At 63.0% G+C, this 18,976-nt stretch carries 21 protein-coding genes; 10 read left to right on the top strand and 11 right to left on the bottom strand.

All coding sequences use genetic code 11. From position 1 onward, the window contains the following. The first annotated feature begins 21 nt into the window (after positions 1 to 21). The 4 genes from AD665_RS04945 to AD665_RS04960 are packed head-to-tail and all read left to right on the top strand — an operon-like array spanning position 22 to position 3,641. Positions 22 to 1,341: a nitrous oxide reductase family maturation protein NosD gene (locus AD665_RS04945; protein WP_053191177.1), complete on the top strand. Its 1,320-nt coding sequence runs from the start codon at positions 22 to 24 to the stop codon at positions 1,339 to 1,341. Beyond that, positions 1,338 to 2,255, top strand: coding sequence for an ABC transporter ATP-binding protein (locus AD665_RS04950; RefSeq protein ID WP_053191179.1), 918 nt, complete (start codon positions 1,338 to 1,340; stop codon positions 2,253 to 2,255). The genes AD665_RS04945 and AD665_RS04950 overlap by 4 nt, the downstream gene beginning before the upstream one ends. Continuing rightward, on the top strand, positions 2,252 to 3,082 hold the full coding sequence (locus AD665_RS04955) for an ABC transporter permease (protein ID WP_053191182.1): 831 nt from the start codon (positions 2,252 to 2,254) through the stop codon (positions 3,080 to 3,082). Before AD665_RS04950 ends, AD665_RS04955 begins: the two co-directional genes overlap by 4 nt. Positions 3,083 to 3,113: 31 nt before the next feature. Further along, positions 3,114 to 3,641 carry a nitrous oxide reductase accessory protein NosL gene (locus AD665_RS04960; RefSeq protein ID WP_053191183.1) on the top strand — a complete coding sequence of 176 codons (528 nt, stop codon included), beginning with the start codon at positions 3,114 to 3,116 and terminating at the stop codon, positions 3,639 to 3,641. 81 nt (positions 3,642 to 3,722) lie between these two features. Here the strand turns inward: AD665_RS04960 and AD665_RS04965 are convergent, their stop codons facing one another. The 11 genes from AD665_RS04965 to AD665_RS05015 form a co-directional block, all read right to left on the bottom strand. Continuing rightward, positions 3,723 to 5,219, bottom strand: coding sequence for a nitrite reductase (locus AD665_RS04965; protein ID WP_053191185.1), 1,497 nt, complete (start codon positions 5,217 to 5,219; stop codon positions 3,723 to 3,725). After that, a complete protein-coding gene (cobA, locus tag AD665_RS04970) occupies positions 5,216 to 6,055 on the bottom strand; it encodes a uroporphyrinogen-III C-methyltransferase (protein ID WP_053191187.1) in 840 nt (279 codons plus the stop codon). The genes AD665_RS04965 and cobA overlap by 4 nt, the downstream gene beginning before the upstream one ends. Positions 6,056 to 6,080: 25 nt before the next feature. Then, positions 6,081 to 7,262 carry a heme d1 biosynthesis radical SAM protein NirJ gene (gene nirJ / locus AD665_RS04975; protein WP_024779129.1) on the bottom strand — a complete coding sequence of 394 codons (1,182 nt, stop codon included), beginning with the start codon at positions 7,260 to 7,262 and terminating at the stop codon, positions 6,081 to 6,083. 152 nt (positions 7,263 to 7,414) lie between these two features. Further along, a complete protein-coding gene (gene ahbB / locus AD665_RS04980; RefSeq protein ID WP_024779130.1) occupies positions 7,415 to 7,948 on the bottom strand; it encodes a siroheme decarboxylase subunit beta in 534 nt (177 codons plus the stop codon). Further along, positions 7,923 to 8,366, bottom strand: a complete 444-nt coding sequence (locus tag AD665_RS04985) for an Lrp/AsnC family transcriptional regulator (protein ID WP_024779131.1) — start codon at positions 8,364 to 8,366, stop codon at positions 7,923 to 7,925. The genes ahbB (AD665_RS04980) and AD665_RS04985 overlap by 26 nt, the downstream gene beginning before the upstream one ends. After that, a complete protein-coding gene (gene ahbB / locus AD665_RS04990) occupies positions 8,359 to 8,871 on the bottom strand; it encodes a siroheme decarboxylase subunit beta (protein WP_053191189.1) in 513 nt (170 codons plus the stop codon). The genes AD665_RS04985 and ahbB (AD665_RS04990) overlap by 8 nt, the downstream gene beginning before the upstream one ends. Next, entirely contained in the window at positions 8,868 to 9,326 is a 459-nt protein-coding gene (locus AD665_RS04995; RefSeq protein WP_053191191.1) for an Lrp/AsnC family transcriptional regulator, read from the bottom strand. Before AD665_RS04995 ends, ahbB (AD665_RS04990) begins: the two co-directional genes overlap by 4 nt. Positions 9,327 to 9,328: 2 nt before the next feature. Continuing rightward, the gene (locus AD665_RS05000) at positions 9,329 to 10,507 is read right to left on the bottom strand and encodes a cytochrome D1 domain-containing protein (RefSeq protein ID WP_053191193.1); all 1,179 of its coding nucleotides are present in this window, start codon (positions 10,505 to 10,507) and stop codon (positions 9,329 to 9,331) included. After that, positions 10,504 to 10,833 carry a c-type cytochrome gene (locus AD665_RS05005; protein ID WP_053191195.1) on the bottom strand — a complete coding sequence of 110 codons (330 nt, stop codon included), beginning with the start codon at positions 10,831 to 10,833 and terminating at the stop codon, positions 10,504 to 10,506. Before AD665_RS05005 ends, AD665_RS05000 begins: the two co-directional genes overlap by 4 nt. Before the next feature lie 262 nt (positions 10,834 to 11,095). Further along, positions 11,096 to 11,407 (bottom strand): c-type cytochrome, encoded by a 312-nt coding sequence (locus AD665_RS05010; RefSeq protein WP_024779136.1) that lies wholly within the window; start codon positions 11,405 to 11,407, stop codon positions 11,096 to 11,098. Positions 11,408 to 11,431: 24 nt separating this feature from the next. Then, the gene (locus tag AD665_RS05015; protein WP_024779137.1) at positions 11,432 to 13,111 is read right to left on the bottom strand and encodes a cytochrome D1 domain-containing protein; all 1,680 of its coding nucleotides are present in this window, start codon (positions 13,109 to 13,111) and stop codon (positions 11,432 to 11,434) included. Between the two features lie 198 nt (positions 13,112 to 13,309). Here AD665_RS05015 and AD665_RS05020 point away from each other — a divergent pair, with 198 nt between their 5' ends. The 6 genes from AD665_RS05020 (at position 13,310) to AD665_RS05045 (ending at position 18,975) form a co-directional block, all read left to right on the top strand. Beyond that, positions 13,310 to 14,113 (top strand): CbbQ/NirQ/NorQ/GpvN family protein, encoded by an 804-nt coding sequence (locus AD665_RS05020; RefSeq protein WP_053191197.1) that lies wholly within the window; start codon positions 13,310 to 13,312, stop codon positions 14,111 to 14,113. Continuing rightward, on the top strand, positions 14,097 to 14,681 hold the full coding sequence (locus AD665_RS05025) for a cytochrome c oxidase subunit 3 family protein (protein WP_024779139.1): 585 nt from the start codon (positions 14,097 to 14,099) through the stop codon (positions 14,679 to 14,681). The genes AD665_RS05020 and AD665_RS05025 overlap by 17 nt, the downstream gene beginning before the upstream one ends. Before the next feature lie 12 nt (positions 14,682 to 14,693). Then, entirely contained in the window at positions 14,694 to 14,951 is a 258-nt protein-coding gene (locus tag AD665_RS05030) for a cytochrome C oxidase subunit IV family protein (protein WP_024779140.1), read from the top strand. A 236-nt stretch (positions 14,952 to 15,187) separates the two neighbouring features. Continuing rightward, the gene (locus AD665_RS05035; RefSeq protein WP_053191199.1) at positions 15,188 to 15,628 is read left to right on the top strand and encodes a c-type cytochrome; all 441 of its coding nucleotides are present in this window, start codon (positions 15,188 to 15,190) and stop codon (positions 15,626 to 15,628) included. 3 nt (positions 15,629 to 15,631) lie between these two features. Further along, positions 15,632 to 17,059: a cbb3-type cytochrome c oxidase subunit I gene (locus AD665_RS05040; protein ID WP_053191201.1), complete on the top strand. Its 1,428-nt coding sequence runs from the start codon at positions 15,632 to 15,634 to the stop codon at positions 17,057 to 17,059. 77 nt (positions 17,060 to 17,136) lie between these two features. Beyond that, positions 17,137 to 18,975 (top strand): nitric oxide reductase activation protein NorD, encoded by a 1,839-nt coding sequence (locus tag AD665_RS05045; RefSeq protein ID WP_024779143.1) that lies wholly within the window; start codon positions 17,137 to 17,139, stop codon positions 18,973 to 18,975. Position 18,976: the final 1 nt, after the last annotated feature.

The following is an 18,976-nucleotide window of genomic DNA, read 5'->3' on the forward strand; positions in this document are numbered from 1 at the left end:
CTGATCGAGAGGAACAGCTCAATGGCCGGAAGACAGCAGCCACCCAAGGGCCTCGCTTGCCAACCGGCCATCGCGCTGGCGCTCTGCCTGTTATCGGGTGGCGCGTTCGCCGCGCCGCAACCGGTCACCGATCTGCCCTTGCAGGCTGAGGGCGACCGGCAATGGCACCTGCCGGCGGGCCAGTACCAGGGATCGTTCAGCGTCGATCAACCCATGACCCTCACCTGTGCGCCGGACGCTGTGTTCAAGGGCCTGGGTGAGGGGAATGCGCTGATCATCCGTGCGCCGGATGTACAGATTCGCGGGTGCACGTTCGTGAACTGGGGCCACGACCTGACGGCGATGGATGCCGCCGTGTTCATCCAGCCTGTTGCCCAACGAACGGTGATCCAGGGAAACCGCATGCAGGGCCAGGGCTTCGGCATCTGGGTCGACGGCACGCGGGACGTCAGCCTGATCGACAACCGCATCCAGGGCGATCCGAGCCTGCGCTCCCAGGACCGGGGCAACGGCATCCATTTGTATGCAGTTCACGGTGCCCGGGTCATCGGCAACAAGGTGCGCGATACCCGCGACGGGATCTACATCGATACCTCCAATGGCAACCTGCTCCAGGGCAACGTCCTGGAGGACCTGCGCTACGGCGTGCATTACATGTTCGCCAACGATAACCGCCTGCTGGACAACGTTACCCGTCGCACCCGTACCGGCTATGCCTTGATGCAAAGCCGTCAACTGACCGTCATCGGCAACCGCTCTGAACAGGACCAGAACTACGGGATCCTGATGAACTACATCACTTATTCGACCCTGCGCGACAACGTCGTCACCGACGTGCGCGACGGGTCCACTGGCGACACCATGATCGCCGGGGCCGAAGGCAAGGCCCTGTTTATCTATAACTCCCTGTTCAACCGCATCGAAGGCAATCATTTCGAGCGCAGCGCCGTGGGCATCCACCTGACCGCCGGTTCGGAGGACAACCGCATCGCCAACAATGCCTTCGTGCACAACCAGCGCCAGGTCAAGTACGTCGCCACCCGCTTGCAGGAATGGTCGGCGGACGGACGCGGCAATTACTGGAGCGATTACCTGGGTTGGGACCGCAACGGCGACGGCCTGGGGGACGTGGCCTACGAGCCGAATGACAACGTCGACCGCCTGCTGTGGCTGTACCCCCAGGTACGGTTGCTGATGAACAGCCCGGGGGTCGAACTGCTGCGTTGGGTACAGCGGGCATTCCCGGTGACGAAATCCCCCGGGGTGATGGACAGCCATCCGTTGATGGAGGCACCGATCCTCGTCCCGCAACCCAACAGAACCGAGGAGGATGCGCCTTGAACGTCGTCGAGATCGAAGACGTCAGCCAGCACTATGGTGAGGTTGCCGTGTTGCGCGGGCTGAATCTGAACCTGGCCCAGGGCGAAGTGCTCGGCCTGTTCGGGCACAACGGTGCCGGCAAGACCACCACCATGAAGTTGATCCTCGGTTTGCTGCGACCCAGCGAAGGGCGGGTGCGAGTGTTCGGTCGCGAGCTCAGTGACCCTGATGTGCGACGGCTGCTCGGCTACCTGCCGGAGAATGTCATGTTCTATCCGCAACTGAGCGGGCTGGAAACCTTGCGCCATTTCGCCCGGCTCAAGGGCGCCGCGCCGGAACAGGTGGAGCGTCTGCTGGAAGAAGTGGGCCTGACGGAGGCGGCACGGCGAAGGGTGCGGACCTATTCCAAGGGCATGCGCCAGCGGCTGGGCCTGGCCCAGGCCTTGCTCGGCCAACCGCGCCTGTTGCTGCTGGACGAACCCACCGTGGGCCTGGACCCTATCGCTACCCAGGATCTCTATCAGTTGCTCGATCGTCTGCGCTGGCAGGGCACCAGCATCATTCTCTGCTCCCATGTCTTGCCGGGCGTCGAGGCGCACATCAACCGTGCGGCGATCCTGACCCGGGGACGTCTCCTGGCCCTGGGCAGCCTGGCGCGGCTGCGCAAGGACGCGGGTCTGCCGACCGTGATTCGTGCGTCGGGCCTGGCACGGGCCAGCCAGCTGCAACAGCACTGGCGCAGCGAGGGGCATGTCACCCAAGGGTGGGGAGCCGAGGGATTGCAGGTGTCCGCGCCGGACGGCAGCAAGCTGGCCTTGCTGCGTCAGTTGCTGGCGCAACACAACCCGACGGATGTCGAAGTCAAGCCGCCATCCCTGGAGGATCTGTACCGTCACTTCATGAACCGCGCGGCAGCCGAGGAGGCCAGTCAATGAACCCGATCTGGAGCATGGCGCGCAAGGAGTTCAGCGATGGCCTGCGCAACCGTTGGTTGTTGGCGATCAGCCTGCTGTTCGCGGTCCTGGCCATCGGTATCGCCTGGCTGGGGGCGGCGGCGTCCGGTCAAGTGGGTTTTACCTCGGTACCGGCAACAGTGGCGAGCCTGTCCAGCCTGGCGACGTTCCTGATGCCGCTGATTGCGTTGCTGTTGGCGTATGACGCGATAGTCGGCGAGGACGAAAGCGGGACCTTGCTGTTGTTGCTGACTTACCCGTTGGGACGCGGCCAACTGCTGTTGGGCAAGTTCGTGGGGCATGGTTTGATCCTGACGCTGGCGACGTTGATTGGCTTCGGCTGCGCGATGCTCGCCATCGCCCTGCTGGTGGACGATGTGGAGCTGAGCCTGCTGCTCTGGGCGTTTGGCCGCTTCATGTTGTCCAGCACGCTGCTGGGCTGGGTTTTCCTGGGGCTGGCCTATGTGTTGAGTTGCCTTTCCGCGGAAAAGTCCACTGCGGCCGGCCTGGCGCTGGGGGTGTGGTTTTTCTTCGTGCTGGTATTCGACCTGGTGTTGCTGGCGCTCCTGGTGTTGAGCGAAGGGCGCTTCAGCCCGGACTTGCTGCCGTGGCTGCTGCTGTTCAATCCGACTGATGTGTATCGGCTGATCAATCTGTCCGGGTTCGACTCCGCCCCCAGCGGTGCCGCCGTGCTGACGCTCGGAAGCGACTTGCCGGTCTCGGGGCCATTGCTTTGGCTGTGCCTGGGGGCATGGATGGTCGTGCCGTTATGGCTGGCCTATCGGTTGTTCAATCGCCGTTGCCCATGAATTTCTGATCTGGATAAGGGAGTAAGCAACAATGAACAGGGCGTATATCAAGGCAGGTCGCCTTTTTGCCGGGGTGCTGGTGTGTCTGGCGCTGGTGGCTTGTGACAAGGCCGGGGCGCCGCCGGCCACAGAAGCGGCGCTGGCTTTTCACCCCGGTGACGAATGCCATGTGTGTGGCATGGTCATCAACGACTTTCCCGGACCCAAGGGCGCGGCGGTCAGCGCCGCTGGGGTCAAGAAATTCTGTTCTCCGGCGGAAATGCTGGGTTGGTGGCTGCAGCCGGAAAACCATCGGGCCGACGTAAAGCTGCTCGTCCATGACATGGGCCGCAGCCATTGGAACACGCCAGACGATGCGCACCTGATCGATGCCCGGACTGCTTATTTCGTCATCGGCACGGGGCTCAAGGGCGCAATGGGCGTCGTATTGGCCTCGTTTTCCGATGCCCAGGCGGCACAGAGACTCGCCACCGAGACCGGCGGCCGGGTACTTCGCCTGGAGGAGATCGACCAGACGCTGCTGGGGCAGGCTGCGGCGATGTCACCGATGAGCCACTGACCCGTGGCGAGGGGATTTATCCCCTCGCCACAATAAGCACACTGTCAGTACCTGAGTGACTCGCTACCGAATCGCCACTGTTCAGTGGGATGTACCTTCGACAAACTCGATCTTGTTGCCGACGTTGTACTTGCCCGATGGTTTGTTCATGGGCAGGCGTTTGATTTCCTCGAGTGTGTTGCTGTCATACACGATCAGTGCACCGTCCGTGTCCCAGATGCTCAGCAGCAGATGACGGCCGTCACGGGTGAACTCGACATGGGCGGCGGTCTTGCCGGGCATGGGCCGCAGGGTGTGGGCGATTTCCAGGGTCTGTTTGTCGATCAGGTGAATGGCATCGTTGCCCTGGGCAAAGAACACATCGGTCCAGGCGTAGCGGGAATTGACATGGCTGCGCAGGAAGAAGCCCGGCCCGAGGGTCGGTATCTGCTTGATGACCTTCCAGGTGCCGAGGTCGATTACCGATACCAGTCCCTTGCTGATGTTGGGGGTCGCGAACAGCCAGCGCCCGTCGCGTTTCCAATAAGTGCCCGAGCCCAGATGAGGCATCCCCGGCAAGGCGATGTCGGTCACCACGCGGCCAGTGTCCAGGTCGATCACCTGTCCGCCCTGGGCCTGGCGGGAAGTGGCAAGCAACTGGCGGTAATCGGGCGAGAAGGAAAAATCATCCAGTTGGTCCTGGACCGCGATACGCCTCGGTACGAAGTCCGGCTCGGGACCGGTGGACAGCTCCCAGACTTCCTTCACATCCTTCAAGGCGACGATGAAACTGTTGCGCGGCGGGGCGGTGTAGACCGCGCTGACCCGCGAGGCCTGGCCATCGCGACCCACGGTGTCGATCATCTTCACCAGCGACAGATCCCGGGCATCCAGCACCGCGAGATTGCCGGGCAGGTAGTTGCCAACCAGCACCCAGCGACCATCCTTGCTCACCGCCAGGTTGCGGGTATTGAGCCCGGCGCGCACCTCGGCGATCAACTTGAGGTTGTGCAAGTCATAGAGGCTGATCCAGCCGTCCCGGGACGCCAGGTAGACGAAGCGCCCGTCAGGCGAAAATTTCGGCCCGCCATGCACGGCAAAATGCGAGGCGAAGCGGGCCAGCACCTCGAAGCGATCGCCATCGACGATGTCGACATGATGGTCACCGGCTTCCACCACCACGAACAGGTTCAACGGGTCGGCGTTGTGCTGGGGTTTATCGGGCAGGCTGGCGACATCCGCCAACACGTGGTGACTGTGGCGGATGTCGTCTTCGCTCCAGGTCGGTTCGACGGCGAGCGGACGCTGGAGATATAGAGTCAGGCCGTCGATCCGCGCAGGCTCGAGCACCGCGCCGAACGCCGCCATCTGGCTGGCCGGGCGACCGTTTTCGATCACCTGGCGGATTTCGTCAGGTTTGATCCGGCTCAGGCTCTGGGGCAACAGCGCGGGTCCGGCACCGCCGATGCGATTGACGCCGTGACACTGTTGGCAGTGCTGCTGGTAATCGCGCTCGGCCTGTTCCACGTCTGGCCCGCCGGCCACGCTGCCGTGGGCCGCGCCGACCCACATCAACGGCATCACCCACCAGCGCTTCATGGCGCCACCTTAGCTAGCCGAGGACGGGCGGGTATTGGCAACAGGCGCGCCGGATGATGCAGCGGTTGGTGGGCGAACAGCCCGACCACCTGACCGATCACCGTCAGGGTCGGCAGGCCTTCGGCGCAGCTCTTTGCCATCTCCGGCAGTTGTGCGAGGGTGCCGCGCAACACCTGCTGGTCAGGGCGGGTGCCATTGCTGACCAATGCCGCCGGGGTGTCGGCCTCCAGGCCTGCCTCCATCAGCCGCGCAGCGATGGTGCTCAGGTTTGACAGCCCCATGTAGAACACCAGGGTCTGGCTTGCATCCGCCAGGCTTTGCCATGGCAGGTTCAGATCGCCTTCACGCTGCAAATGGCCGGTGATGAAGCGACAGGAGTTGACCAGGTCGCGATGGGTCAAGGGGATGCCGGCGTAGGCACTGCAACCGGCCGCGGCGGTGATGCCGGGTACCACCTGGCAATCGACGCCTCGGGCCAGCAGGTATTCCAGCTCCTCCGCGCCACGGCCGAAAATGAACGGATCGCCACCCTTGAGCCGGACCACCCGTTGGCCCTGGTCGGCGAGATCGGCGAGTAGTTCGTTGATCTGCGGTTGGGGCAGGCTGTGGCAGCCGGCAGCCTTGCCGACGTAATGCCGGGCGCACGGTAATGGGATCAGGCTCAGCAATTGCGGGCTGATCAGGCGGTCGTAGACCACCGCATCGGCCTGCGTCAACAGGCTCCAGGCACGCAGCGTCAGTAAACCGGGGTCACCGGGGCCGGCGCCGACCAGGGCGACTTCGCCCGGCCTGAAGGGAGATTGCAGCGCAGCGGGTAAAGCGAGGGGGGCGAGCATGAGATTTCCTTGATTCGAACTCAGGTTATTGGGTGCAAGGCATCGCCACGCTTGGGATCGCGTCCAGGCCAATTTCCTCGTCGCTGAGATGGCAGCCGGGGTCCTGGCCCCACAGGTCGCCATCGGCCCAGGCACGGGTGCGGGTGTTGCCGTTGCAGATCGCCAGCCAGCGGCATTGTCCGCAGCGACCGCTGACGGCTCGCGGATGCTCGCGCAGTTTCAGCAGTAGCGCTTCGGGGCGGTCCAGCCAGAGGGTCTTGAACGGCGTCTGGCGGACATTGCCTACCGAGTGCTGCCACCAGTAGGTGTCGGGGTGGACCTCGCCAGTGTTGTCGATATTGGCGATGCCGCTGCCAGAGGCATTGCCGCCCCAGGCTCGCAGCATCTGTTCCAGTTCGACATAACGATGGGGCTGACGATGGGCGATCCATTGCAGCAGCAGGATTGCATCGGCGTCGTTGTTGCCGCTGACGAAATCACTTTCGCGCCCCTGTTCGATGTCGCTCCAGGCCCGCTCGAAGATCGTGGTCATGGCCTCGCGACTCATCTGTTGATGGGCGTCGAGCTTGCGGCTGCGCTTGCCCCTTCCGCTGTAATTGAGGTGCGACAGATAGAACTTCTGCACGTCGTACTCATTCATCAGGTCCAGAAGCCGGGGTAGCTGGGCATGGTTCTGTTGGGTCAGGGTGGTACGCAGTCCGACCCGGATCCCTTGCTCACGACAGAGCTGGATGGCCGCCATGGAGCGGGTGAAGCTGCCCTTGAGCTGGCGGAAGGCATCATGGGTTGCCTCCAGGCCATCGATGCTGATGCCGACGTAGTCGAAGTTCGCTGCCCGGATTTGCTCGATATTGCTCGGATCGATCAGCGTGCCGTTCGTGGACAGGGCGAGAAAAAAGCCTTTGTCACGAGCATGGGCGCTGAGCTGGAACAGGTCCTCGCGCAGCAGCGGCTCTCCACCGGACAGGATCAGTATGCGTACGCCGGCGTCATGCAGATCGTCGATGACTTTGAGCGCGGCCGCAGTGTCCAGCTCATCGCGAAACACGCTGTCGGCCGAAGTGGCATAACAGTGCTTGCAGGTCAGGTTGCAGCGCCTGAGCAGGTTCCAGATCACCACCGGCGCCCGGCTGCTGCCCGCAGGTGCGATGCGTGGAGGGGGGCACTGGCCGGCCAGGGCACGAAGGTAGTGGCTGATCCTCAACATGGTCGCTCCTTCCGATACACGAGTTCTCGATCTATGGGCTCAGTGCACAAACCTGTAGGAGCAAAGCTTGCTCGCGATAGCGGTGGAACAGCCAATAGCGATCGACTGACTTGCCCCAATCGCGAGCAAGCTTTGCTCCTACAGGTCGTGGTTCAACTGACTGGCATCAGGCGCAGGCCGGTTTTCTTCAGGATTCGGCTGCTCACCAGCATGTCGTCGGCGGCGCAGGCGTCTCCCAGCAGGTAGCGCAAGTGGTCGCGGTAGCTGTCGATTTGCGCACGGCTGCGGCCGTGGACCATGGCGAACAGGTTGTAGCGCCAGCCAGGCCTGCGCGGGCGCCGGTAGCAGTGGCTGACGAAGGACTGCGCGCCCAGCAGCGAACCCAGGCGCGGCATGTCGGCGTCAGCGACGTCCCAGACCGTCATGCCGTTGTGGCGATAGCCCAGCCGGTAGTGGTTGGGAACGGCGGCGATGCGGCGGATGGCACCTTCGGCTTGCAGACGTTTGAGCAGGTCGAGGGTGGATTCCACACTCAGCTCCAGTTGTTCCGCGAGCCAGGCCCACGGGTCTTCCAGCAGTGGCAGGCCTTCCTGGGTCAGTTCGACCAGTCGTCGCGCCAGAGACGTTTCATTCAACCGCGGTGGCGCTTGCAGCGATGGTTCAGACGGGGAAATACAGGCCGACATGGTAAGTCTCCTCCTTGGGCAGGTTCAGCGGCACCAGGCCGGTCAGGCGCTCGATGCGCAGCAGGCTGTCGTTGATGGCCTGTTCACTGGCACAGGCCAACACGAACCACATGTTCAGGTGATGTTCGCGACGGTAGTTGTGGGCCACCTCGGGCATCGCCGCGAGCAGCTCGGCGACGGTCTCGAAACGAACCTCGGGCACTGCCAGTGCCGCCAGGGTGAACGCACCGCCCAGACGGTCGACATCGAACATCGGGCCGAAACGGGTGAGCATGCCGTCGTTGAGCAATTCGTGCAGCCGGTCGAGCAGTTCTGCGCTGCTGCTGTCCAGCTCAAGGGCCAATGCCTGCCAGGGCTGGCGGACCAGCGGCAGGCCCAGTTGCAGGCGATTGATCAGGCGTCGGTCCAGGTCATCCATCGAGACGGGCTCCTGCCGGCGGGGTGAAGCGTGCGCCGCACTGCTTGAACAGGTGGGTGCTGAACAGCAACTGGTGGGGCAGGTCGTCCAGCAGATGCTCGGCCAGCAATGCCTGGACCTGGGCCTCGACGCGGTCACGCTGGCGACCGTGGATCATGCAGAACAGGTTGTACTGCCACTGGGGCAGGCGCCGCGGCCGTTGGTAGCACAGGCTGATTCCCGGGGCTTTGCCGAGGCGGCGACCAACCTCATCGACCAAGGCGTCCGGCACATCCAGCACCAGCATGGCGTTGGCGGCGAAGCCCAAGGCTCGGTGGTTGACCACCAGGCCTACCCGACGGAAAAGGCCTTGTTCTTGCCATTGGCGTATCTGGTTGAGCACGTGTTGTTCGCTGGCGTCGATCTGCTCGGCCAGGGTCTGGAAGGGACGCGAGGTCAGGGGCAGACCGCTCTCCAGGAGACGGCGCAACGCCAACGACTGTTGTTCGCTCAGGGGCTTGTTCATAGGGTGGTCTCCAAGGCAAAACCCAGGTTGATGCGATAGGCTGTGAGCATGGGCAGGTCCAGCGGCGTCAGGCCGGTATCGTTCTCCAGCTCCCGAAGAATGTTTTCCAAGTGGGCGCGGTCGGGGCCGGTGAGGACGAACCACAGGTTGTAGCGATGTTCTCGGGCATAGTTGTGATTGACCTCCGGATACTGGCTGACGCGGGCGGCTACCTGCTGCAAGCGGTCCTCGGGCACGGCGAGGGCCGCCAGGGTGCTGGCACCGGCCCGGGTGTGTTCGAACACCGGGCCGACCCGGTACACGGTGCCGGCCACTTGCAGGTGTTGCAGACAGTCAAGGACCTGGGCTTCGGTGCAACCGAGGGCATAGGCCATTGCCCGATAGGGCTCGGCGCACAGCGGCAGGCCGTGCTGGAAACGATCGATCAGGCGACGGGCCAGTGAATTCGCGATCATGCTCAGTACCCCGGTTTGTGCGCGCGGCTGCTGAAGAAAATGCCACTGGGGCTGAGGGCGGGCAGGGTGTCCAGGCGTTCGAGCCGGTAGGAATCCCAGACCTGGACCTCGTTGCCATCCCGAACCGATAGCCACACCTGGTCGCCCCGAGCGGTGAACTCCATGTGCAGCACCGCAGGCCCTGGCCGCAGATCAGCCACGATGGCGTGGGTCTGGGTGTCGATGACCTGGACCCGGTCGTTGTCCGGATAAGCGAAGTTGACCCACAGCTGCCGCCCGTCCGGGCGCGCCGTGACAAACACCGGCTGGCCAGCCACGGCGATAGCGTCGGTCTGCCGCCAGTCGCGAGCATCCATCACCAGCACCTGGTGATGGCCGACGGCGGGCACGAAGGCCTGTCGATCGGCCATGGCCCAGCCTTCCAGATGGGGCATCTTGTACACCGGGAGCCGGGCCTGGCCGCGTCCGTAATGTCCCAGTACGCGCTTCACACCGCGTTCCGGATGCCAAAGGTCGAGCTGTGCCATACCGTCCTCACCGAACAGGCCCGCCATGTAATAGCGGCCCTCGGGGGTAATCAACGCGTCATAGGGTTGTTGGCCGATGGTGGTGAAACGCTCGATGCGTGGTACCGGGCCCTGGCTGAAGTCGGCGGTCCAGATTTCGCCGGTATCGAACAGGCTGAACACGAAGCGCTGTCCCGGTGCATCCACCAGGCCGACCACCCGGGAGCGCTTGTCGCCGTCCGGCAACGCTGTGGCCGGAATGTCGGCGACCTGTTCCAGGGTCCGGGCATCGAACACCTTGACGCCGCCGGGTTCGTAGTTGGAGACGGCGATCAGCTTGCCGTCCTGGCTGATCGCACCGCCAATGCTGTTGCCACCCTGGAGGATGCGCCGCTCGATCCGCTTGGTCAGCAGATCGACCTTGCTCAAGCCGCCATCACGGCCGAACACATAGGCATAACGCTGGTCGCGGGAGAACACCATTGACGCGTGGGAGAGGTCGCCCAGCCCCTCGACGCGACCGAGGACGGTGTGGTTGTCGCTTTCGATGATCTGCACACTGCCGCTGGCGCGCTCCACCACCACGCCGAGGTCGCCGGTGCCGCGCAGTGGTGTCTGTGCGCAGGCCGACAGCAACAGTACGGCGGCTGTATATGACAGGAGGGAACGGATCATGGGGCGGTTTTTCCTTGCAGGAGCCGGTCCACCAACCAGCGAATGTCGTCAGGCCCGAGCAGCGGCGCCCAGCCGGGCATGGCACTGCCGGGTCGTCCTTGGGTGACGGTGGCGATGAGGTTGTCGCGGGGTTTTCCGGCCAGGGCGGCCCGGGTCAGGGGTGGGCCGAGGCCGCCGGTCAGGTACAGGCCATGACAGGCGCCGCAGTCCTGGTCCAGAAGGTGTTGCAATTGGGCTTGGCGCTGGGGGGCGGGGGCAGCCAGCGCACAGGCAGAAAAGGTCAGGAGCAGGGCCGTCATACAGGTTGCAGCGCGATGTCGTTCCATGACGTCCTCCTGGATTGAAAGGGTGCGAGCAACAACGATTATCTGTGGCTAGGGGATTTATCTGTGGCTAAGGGATTGATTTGTGGCGAGGGGATTTATCCCCGCTGGGCTGCGAAGCAGCCCCACCAAAAAGCGGCACTCATCAGCCTGACACACTGCGATATCAGGTTTTGGGGCTGCTTCGCAGCCCAGCGGGGATAAATCCCCTCGCCACAGGTCCACTTGTCACAGATCCACTTGCTACAAAGTGTCTCTCGCAGGGTTATTTAAGGCTCAACACCCACGCCGCGAGGATCTTGGCTTCCTCTTCGGTCACCGGGTTGGCCGGCATCGGCATCGGTCCCCAGTTGCCTTGCGTACCTTCCTTGATGTGCTTGGCGAGCATTTCCTGTGCCCCGGGGACGTTGGCATTTTTCGCCGCGACGTCCTTGAAGGCCGGGCCTACCACCTTGGTGTCGATGGAGTGACAGGCCGAGCAGGGTTTGCTCTTGAACAGTGTCGGGCCGTCTTCGGCCAGCGCCGGTTGCATGCTGGAGACGGCGGTCAGTGCCAGCGCGATCAGAATAGGTCTCATGGTTTTTCCTCTTATTGATGGAGCTCAATAGATGTCATGTTGGGTGTTGTAGACGTTGAATTTTCCGGTCGGGGTGATCAGGCGCTTGTCCTTGATCACGTTCTTGACCTTGAGGGTCTTGTCGTCGATCACTACCAGCGCCGACTCGTCTTCCTGGCCACTCCAGACCGAAAACCAGACTTCGTCACCGGCCTTGTTGTATTCAGGCTGCACCACCCGCAAGGCGCCTTTCTTGATGCCTGCGTACTCGGCGATCGGCAGCACGGTGTAGCCGGCGTCGAGCTTGTCGATGTCGAATACCGCCACCGACTGACTGAGCTTGGCGTCGGGGCTCAAGGTGGTGTCGACATACAGATGGCGGGATTGCGGGTGAGTCTTTATGAACAGCGAACCGCCGCCCTGGCCCTGGAGCGAGCCGACCTGTTTCCAGGCATATTGCGGATGCTTGACCGGGTCGGTGCCGATCATCGACACCCCGGCATCGCCCAGGTGGCTGGTGGCCCAGACCGGCCCGTACAGCGGATGGTTGAAGTTGGCGCCGCGCCCGGGATGCGGAGTCTTGCCGACGTCCACCAGGGCGGTGAGCTTGCGCTCCTTGGAATCGATCACCGCTACCTTGTTGGAGTTGTTGGCCGCCGTCATGAAGTAGCGATGACTGCTGTCCCAACCGCCATCATGGAGGAATGGCGCGGCGTCGATGCTGGTGATGGTGAGGTTCTTGATGTCCTGGTAATTGACCAGCATCACCTTGCCGGTTTCCTTGACGTTGACGATGAACTCAGGCCATTCGTGAGAGGCGATGATGGCTGCCACACGTGGCTCGGGGTGGTACTGCTGGGTGTCGACAGTCATGCCGCGGGTCGAGACGATCCGCTTCGGCTCCAGGGTCTCGCCGTCCATGATGGTGAACTGCGGCGGCCAGTAGGAACCGGCGATGGTGTATTTGTCTTCGTAGCCCTTGAACTTGGAGGTTTCCACCGAGCGGGCTTCGATCCCCACCTTGATCTCCGCGACCTTGGTCGGTTCCTTCGGCCACAGGTCGATCATGTCGATTCTGGCGTCCCGGCCAATCACCAGCAGGTAGCGCCCCGACGCCGAGATTCGCGAGATGTGTACCGCATAACCGGTGTCGATCAGTTTGACGATCTTTTTGCTGTCACCGTCCACCAGGGCGATCTTGCCGTCGTCGCGCAGGGTCACCGAGAACAGGTTCTGCAGGTTGAGGCTGTTGAGCTGTCGGGTCGGCCGGTCCTCAGGCTTGACCAGCAGCTTCCAGGTCTTGAGGGTCTCGGCCATGCCCCATTCCGGTGGTGTCGGCGGGGTGTGCTGGATGAACTTGGCCATCGTTGTGATCTGGTCTTTGGTCAGCGCGTTGGAGGTGCCCCAGTTGGGCATGCCGGCGGCCGAGCCGTATGTGATCAGCGCTTCCAGGTAGGCCTGGCCGCGTGCCTGGGTGATGTCCGGGGTCAGCGGCTTGCCGGTGGCGCCCTTGCGCAGGACGCCGTGACAGCCGGCGCAGCGCTGGAAGTAGATTTGCTTGGCCGCATCGAAGTCGGCCTGGCTCAGATCCGGCGCGCCTTCGGTCTTGACCATGCGCGGTTGCTCCGGGGCGGCGGGTTGGTCGGCGAAGGCGTGGGGTACCGCCAGCGCCGTACATAGCGCCGTGACCCTCAGGACCCACGTTTTTTTGTGGCTGATCAGCATTCCATTTCTCCTCAGGCATGACCCGCGCTGCGCGCTAATGGATGTTCGGCGCGCAGGTTCCGGGTGCGGTGCAAGGCTATTCCCTGGTCAGTGATTACTCGCTTGACGTCGATCAAGTTTGCCCGCCGAGCGCCTTGCCAGGTTGTCGCAGGGCCCCGTAGCGTGGCCGGCAATTGCATTGTTCGAGCAGGTCACGCCATGAACCCAAGCCATGTCTCCGCACATCTGGACGAGCCCTTCTATCAACCCCAGGACAACGAGCCGGCGCTGTTCGAGCAGGCCTGGCGTCACGGCATGCCGGTGCTGATCAAAGGCCCGACGGGCTGCGGCAAGACCCGTTTCGTCCAGCACATGGCGCACCGCCTGAAGCTGCCGCTCTACACCGTGGCGTGCCACGATGACCTGAGCGCCGCCGACCTGGTGGGCCGCCACCTGATCGGCGCGCAGGGCACCTGGTGGCAGGATGGGCCATTGACCCGGGCGGTGCGCGAGGGCGGCATCTGCTATCTGGACGAAGTGGTCGAGGCGCGCCAGGACACGGCGGTCGTGCTGCACCCACTGGCCGACGATCGCCGGCAGTTGTATCTGGAACGCACCGGCGAGGTGCTCCAGGCACCGCCATCCTTCATGCTGGTGGTGTCTTACAACCCCGGTTACCAGAATCTGCTCAAGGGCATGAAGCCCAGCACTCGCCAGCGTTTCGTGGCGATGCGTTTCGGTTATCCGGCCGTGGCCGATGAAGAGCGTATCGTTGCCCGTGAGGCGGGCGTGAACCTGGACCTGGCCGCCCAGGTGGTGCGCCTGGGCCAGGCTCTGCGCCGGCTCGATCAGCATGACCTGGAGGAAGTCGCCTCGACTCGGCTGCTTATTTTCGCGGCGCGCATGATCGGCTCCGGCGTGGATCCGCGCCAGGCGTGCCTGGCGTGTCTGGCCGAGCCGTTGAGCGACGATCCGCAAACCGTCGCCGCATTGATGGATGTGGTCGATGTCCACTTCGGCTGAAACCACAGTCATGCCCCGGCGTTTGCCGGGGGATCTGGCAATGTGGTTTTTCATCCTCGCCGAGCTCTCGGTGTTCGCGCTGCTGATGCTGGCCTTCATCGTCGCCCAGGCGTTGTATCCGCAAATCTTCAGCGAAGGCCGGCAGTTGCTGGAGCGCTCCACGGGGCTGGCGATGACTCTAAGCCTGCTGACCGCCGGGCTGTTCGCCGCGCTGGCCCTGGAGCAGGTCAAGCTGGATCAACCGCGCCGGGGTGCGTTGTTCTTGTGTGTGGCGTTGCTGTTTGCGTCGAGCTATGTGGGCATCAAGCTCACCGAATATGCCCATCTCTCGGCAAGCGGCCTGGGTCTGGAGCACAACACCTTCTTCACTCTGTACTGGATTCTTACCGCGTTCCATTTCCTGCACGTGCTGCTCGGCATGGTGATCCTCGGCTGGCTGGCCGATGGCTGTCGGCGACGGCGCTATGGATCCCGGCAGTACAGTGGCCTTGAGTCCGGCGTGTTGTATTGGCACATGGTGGACCTGGTGTGGGTGCTGCTGTTTCCACTGGTCTACATCCTGGATTGAGCTGAGGCGCTCGTGTCGAATTCCCTTGTTCTGATTCTTTGCTGGATGGCACTGGCCGTGCTGAGCGGCGGCACCGTTGCCCTGGGCCAGGTCACCGGTTCCGCTGTCGTATCCGTCGCCCTGCTCAGCGTGGCGGTCACCAAGGCCTGGCTGATCGCCGACGGCTTCATGGAGCTGCGCCATGCGCCGCGATTGTGGCGGCGGCTGGTGTTGAGTTGGGCGGTGGTGTTGGCAACCGTTATAGGGATCGTCATCTCTTTCACGAGCTGATCGTTCCCACGCTCTGCGTGGGAATGCATCCCGTGACGCTCTGCGTCACCTTCCAAAAGCGGAACGCGGAGCGTCCCTGACGGCGTTCCCACGCAGGAGCGTGGGAACGATCAAAACGATTAAGCTCATCTACCCGGAACAACCCACTAAAACCATCGGAGATTCTTGATCGCCATCAAGCGGTTCCAGACCCCTCGCTTCCTAGAATGGACACGCCAAGCAATGAGGAAGTGACCATGTCAGATACCTTCACCAAAGGCATGGCCAGGAATATTTACTTCGGGGGAAGCGTGTTCTTTTTCCTGATATTCCTGGCTCTGACCTACCACACGGAACAGACCTTTCCGGAGCGCAGCAACCAGGCGCAACTGACCGAATCGGTGATACGCGGCAAGGGCGTCTGGGAGCGCAACAACTGCATCGGCTGCCACACGCTGCTGGGCGAGGGGGCATATTTTGCGCCGGAGCTGGGCAACGTGATCAACCGCCGTGGCGGCGAGGAAGCCTTCAAGCCGTTCCTGCAGGCCTGGATGAAAATGCAGCCCCTGGGGGTACCCGGACGCCGGGCCATGCCGCAGTTCCACCTGAGCGAGCAGGAGGTCGACGACATCGCCGAGTTCCTCAAGTGGAGTTCGAAGATCAATACCAATGGCTGGCCGCCAAACAAGGAGGGCTGAGAGATGAGCATGGCTAATCCGCATCTGAAATTCGCCTCGCAGGCCGTCGCCAAACCCTACTTCGTGTTTGCCCTGATGCTGTTCCTGGGGCAGGTGTTATTCGGTTTGATCATGGGGCTGCAATACGTGGTCGGCGACTTCCTGTTCCCGCTGATCCCTTTCAACGTGGCCCGCATGGTCCACACCAACCTGCTGATTGTCTGGCTGCTGTTCGGCTTCATGGGCGCGGCGTACTACCTGATACCGGAGGAGGCCGACCGCGAGTTGCACAGCCCGATGCTGGCGCGGGTGCTGTTCTGGGTATTCGCCGCGGCCGGGGTACTGACCATCCTGGGTTACCTCTCGGTGCCTTACGCCACCTTGGCCAGGATCACCGGCAACGACCTGCTGCCAACCATGGGGCGCGAGTTCCTGGAGCAGCCGACCATTACCAAGATGGGCATCGTGGTGGTGTGCCTGGGGTTTCTCTACAACATCGGCATGACTCTGCTCAAAGGGCGCAAGACCACCGTCAGCATGGTGATGATGACTGGCCTGATAGGTCTGGCGGTGTTCTTCCTGTTTTCCTTCTACAACCCGGAAAACCTGGCCCGTGACAAATTCTACTGGTGGTGGGTGGTGCACCTGTGGGTCGAAGGCGTCTGGGAACTGATCATGGGCGCGATGCTGGCCTTCGTGCTGATCAAGGTCACCGGCGTGGACCGGGAAGTGGTGGAGAAATGGCTCTACGTGATCATCGCCATGGCCTTGATCACCGGCATCATCGGTACCGGTCACCACTTCTTCTGGATCGGCGCACCCGAGGTCTGGTTGTGGGTGGGTTCGATCTTCTCGGCGATGGAGCCGCTGCCGTTCCTGGCGATGGTGATCTTCGCGTTCAGCATGGTGAGAAACCGCCGCCGGCAGCACCCGAACCGCGCCGCCACCTTGTGGGCCAAGGGCACCACCGTCACCGCGTTCTTCGGCGCGGGTGTGTGGGGTTTCCTGCATACCCTGGCACCGGTCAACTACTACACCCATGGTTCGCAGCTGACGGCGGCCCACGGTCACCTGGCTTTCTACGGGGCCTACGCGATGATCGTGATGACATTGATCAGCTACGCCATGCCACGTTTGCGAGGTTTGGGCGAGGCGGCGGACGAGCGCTCCCAGCGCCTGGAAATATGGGGCTTCTGGCTGATGACCTTGTCGATGGTGATGATCACCTTGTTCCTCACCGCGGCCGGTGTTGTCCAGGTGTGGTTGCAACGCTGGGCGACGGATGGCAGTGCGTTGCCGTTCATGGCCACGACCGATCACTTGCGTCCACTGTTCTGGGCACGGCTGGTCAGCGGCGTTGGCTTCCTGCTGGGATTGCTCTGCTATCTGTTGAGCTACAGGCAGCGCGGGCGTGCGGCTCAACGCATTCCGGCAGTGGCGGTGTCGTCGTGAGTGATCACAACAACTGAAGCCGACCCATGATTTGTGGCGAGAGGATAAATCCCCTCGCCACAAAGAGGAGGACAACCATGGCATTCACCCTTGAGCTGGAAGAGTGGGTCGGCAGTGTCTGGCACCGCTTCATCACCCGGCGTGCCAGTGCCGACTTTCCCGAAGCCCGGGTCGAGCTGAGTCATCGGCAACGATCCCTGCAGGTGCTGTTTCACGCCACCGGCGGCGCTCGTCACCAGGGTGTGGAGGCGGTCAGTGATCGCGACCTGCTGTTGCGCCGCAACCTGCTCCAGCAGATCGCCGGCACCTGCAAACAAATGCCCCTGGCCTGGTGCGATGCTGACCATCTGCGTCTGCCCGCGAGCCTGGCGGCGTTTCCCGATACCGGGTTGAACGAGGAGCTGTATCGCTGGCTGGCCTTGCTGGCCGCGCAATCGGGACCGATGAAACACTGGGGACGGGACAATCAGCGTTGGACCCAAGCCGTGTTGCGGCGCTACCCGGCGCTGCGTCCACGCTATCGGCGGCTGGTGGAAGCGCACCTGTCCCTGCGTCCCGATCCGGCGTCGCTGAACCCGGACGAAGCCTTGTTGGAACGTGCCCTTTGCCAGGCCCTGCGTGACCCAGGCAGTGTCGAGCATTTTCCACGCAGCGAACGGGCGGCCTGGCCGTTGCCGTTGTGGCTGTATCCACCCCGGCACCTGGGCAATCCCCAGGCCGCCGACCTTGAGGAATCCGAGCAATACCTGGCGACCCCGCCGGGTGAGCAGCAGGGCGGACGCAAACGCGCCGAGCGGATCGACGAAACCACCCGTGACGGTGGGCTGCTGATCGTTCGCCTGGAGAATCTGTTCAGTTGGACCGAGCACGTGGATCTGGATCGCTGGTCCGATGACAGCGAGGACCTGGACGCGGCGCGGGTCGCCGAAGACCTGGACCAGTTGACCCTGTCACGTACCCGGTTGCGCAAGGGCGGCGGGTTGAAACTGCACCTGGATCTGCCGCCGGCGGATGTGGACGACGTCCCGTTGGGCGAGGGCATCCTGCTGCCGGAATGGGACTATCGAAAGCGGCACCTGCAGGACGATTTCGTCAGCCTGCAGACCTTCATTCCCAGGGATTGCCAGCCCCAGCCCCTGCCGTCACGCCTGCGAACGCCGGCCCAGCGCTTGCGTCGCCAGTTCGAACATCTGCGCAACGACCGACAATGGTTGCACCAGCAAACCCAGGGCTCGGAGTTGGACTTGCAGGCTTGGCTGGATTTCCATGTCGAGCGCCAGCACGGCCAATGCAGCGAACGCGGCCTGTTCATCGAGCAGCGCCAGACCCGCCGCGACCTGGCCTGCCTGTTGCTGGCCGATCTGTCGATGTCCACCGACGCCCACCTCAACGACGAGCATCGGGTGATTGATGTGATTCGCGACAGCTTGCTGCTGTTCGGTGAAACCCTGTCGGTACTGGGGGACGACTTCGCGCTGTACGGGTTCTCATCGTTGCGGCGCCATCACGTGCGGATGCATGAACTCAAGGCATTCAACCAGCGCTATGACGACCACACCCGTGGTCGTATCCAGGAACTCAAACCGGGCTATTACACGCGCATGGGGGCGGCGATCCGTCAAGCCACGCAACGGCTGGCGGGCTGCAAGCGGCGGCGCAAGCTGCTGTTGCTGCTCAGCGATGGCAAGCCCAACGACCTGGACCTCTACGAAGGACGCTACGGTGTGGAAGACACCCGCCAGGCCGTGCTGGAAGCGAGGCGCCAGGGATTGACGCCGTTTTGCATCACCATCGATCGCGAAGCGGGGGATTATCTGCCGTACATGTTCGGTGCCAACGGCTACACCTTGATCCGCCAGCCCGAACAACTGCCGCTGCGTCTGCCGCAGTTGTACCGACAACTGACCCAGGATTAGA

Origin of the sequence: Pseudomonas corrugata (genome assembly GCF_001269905.1) — a bacterium.
In the GTDB taxonomy this organism is placed as follows: domain Bacteria; phylum Pseudomonadota; class Gammaproteobacteria; order Pseudomonadales; family Pseudomonadaceae; genus Aquipseudomonas; species Aquipseudomonas corrugata.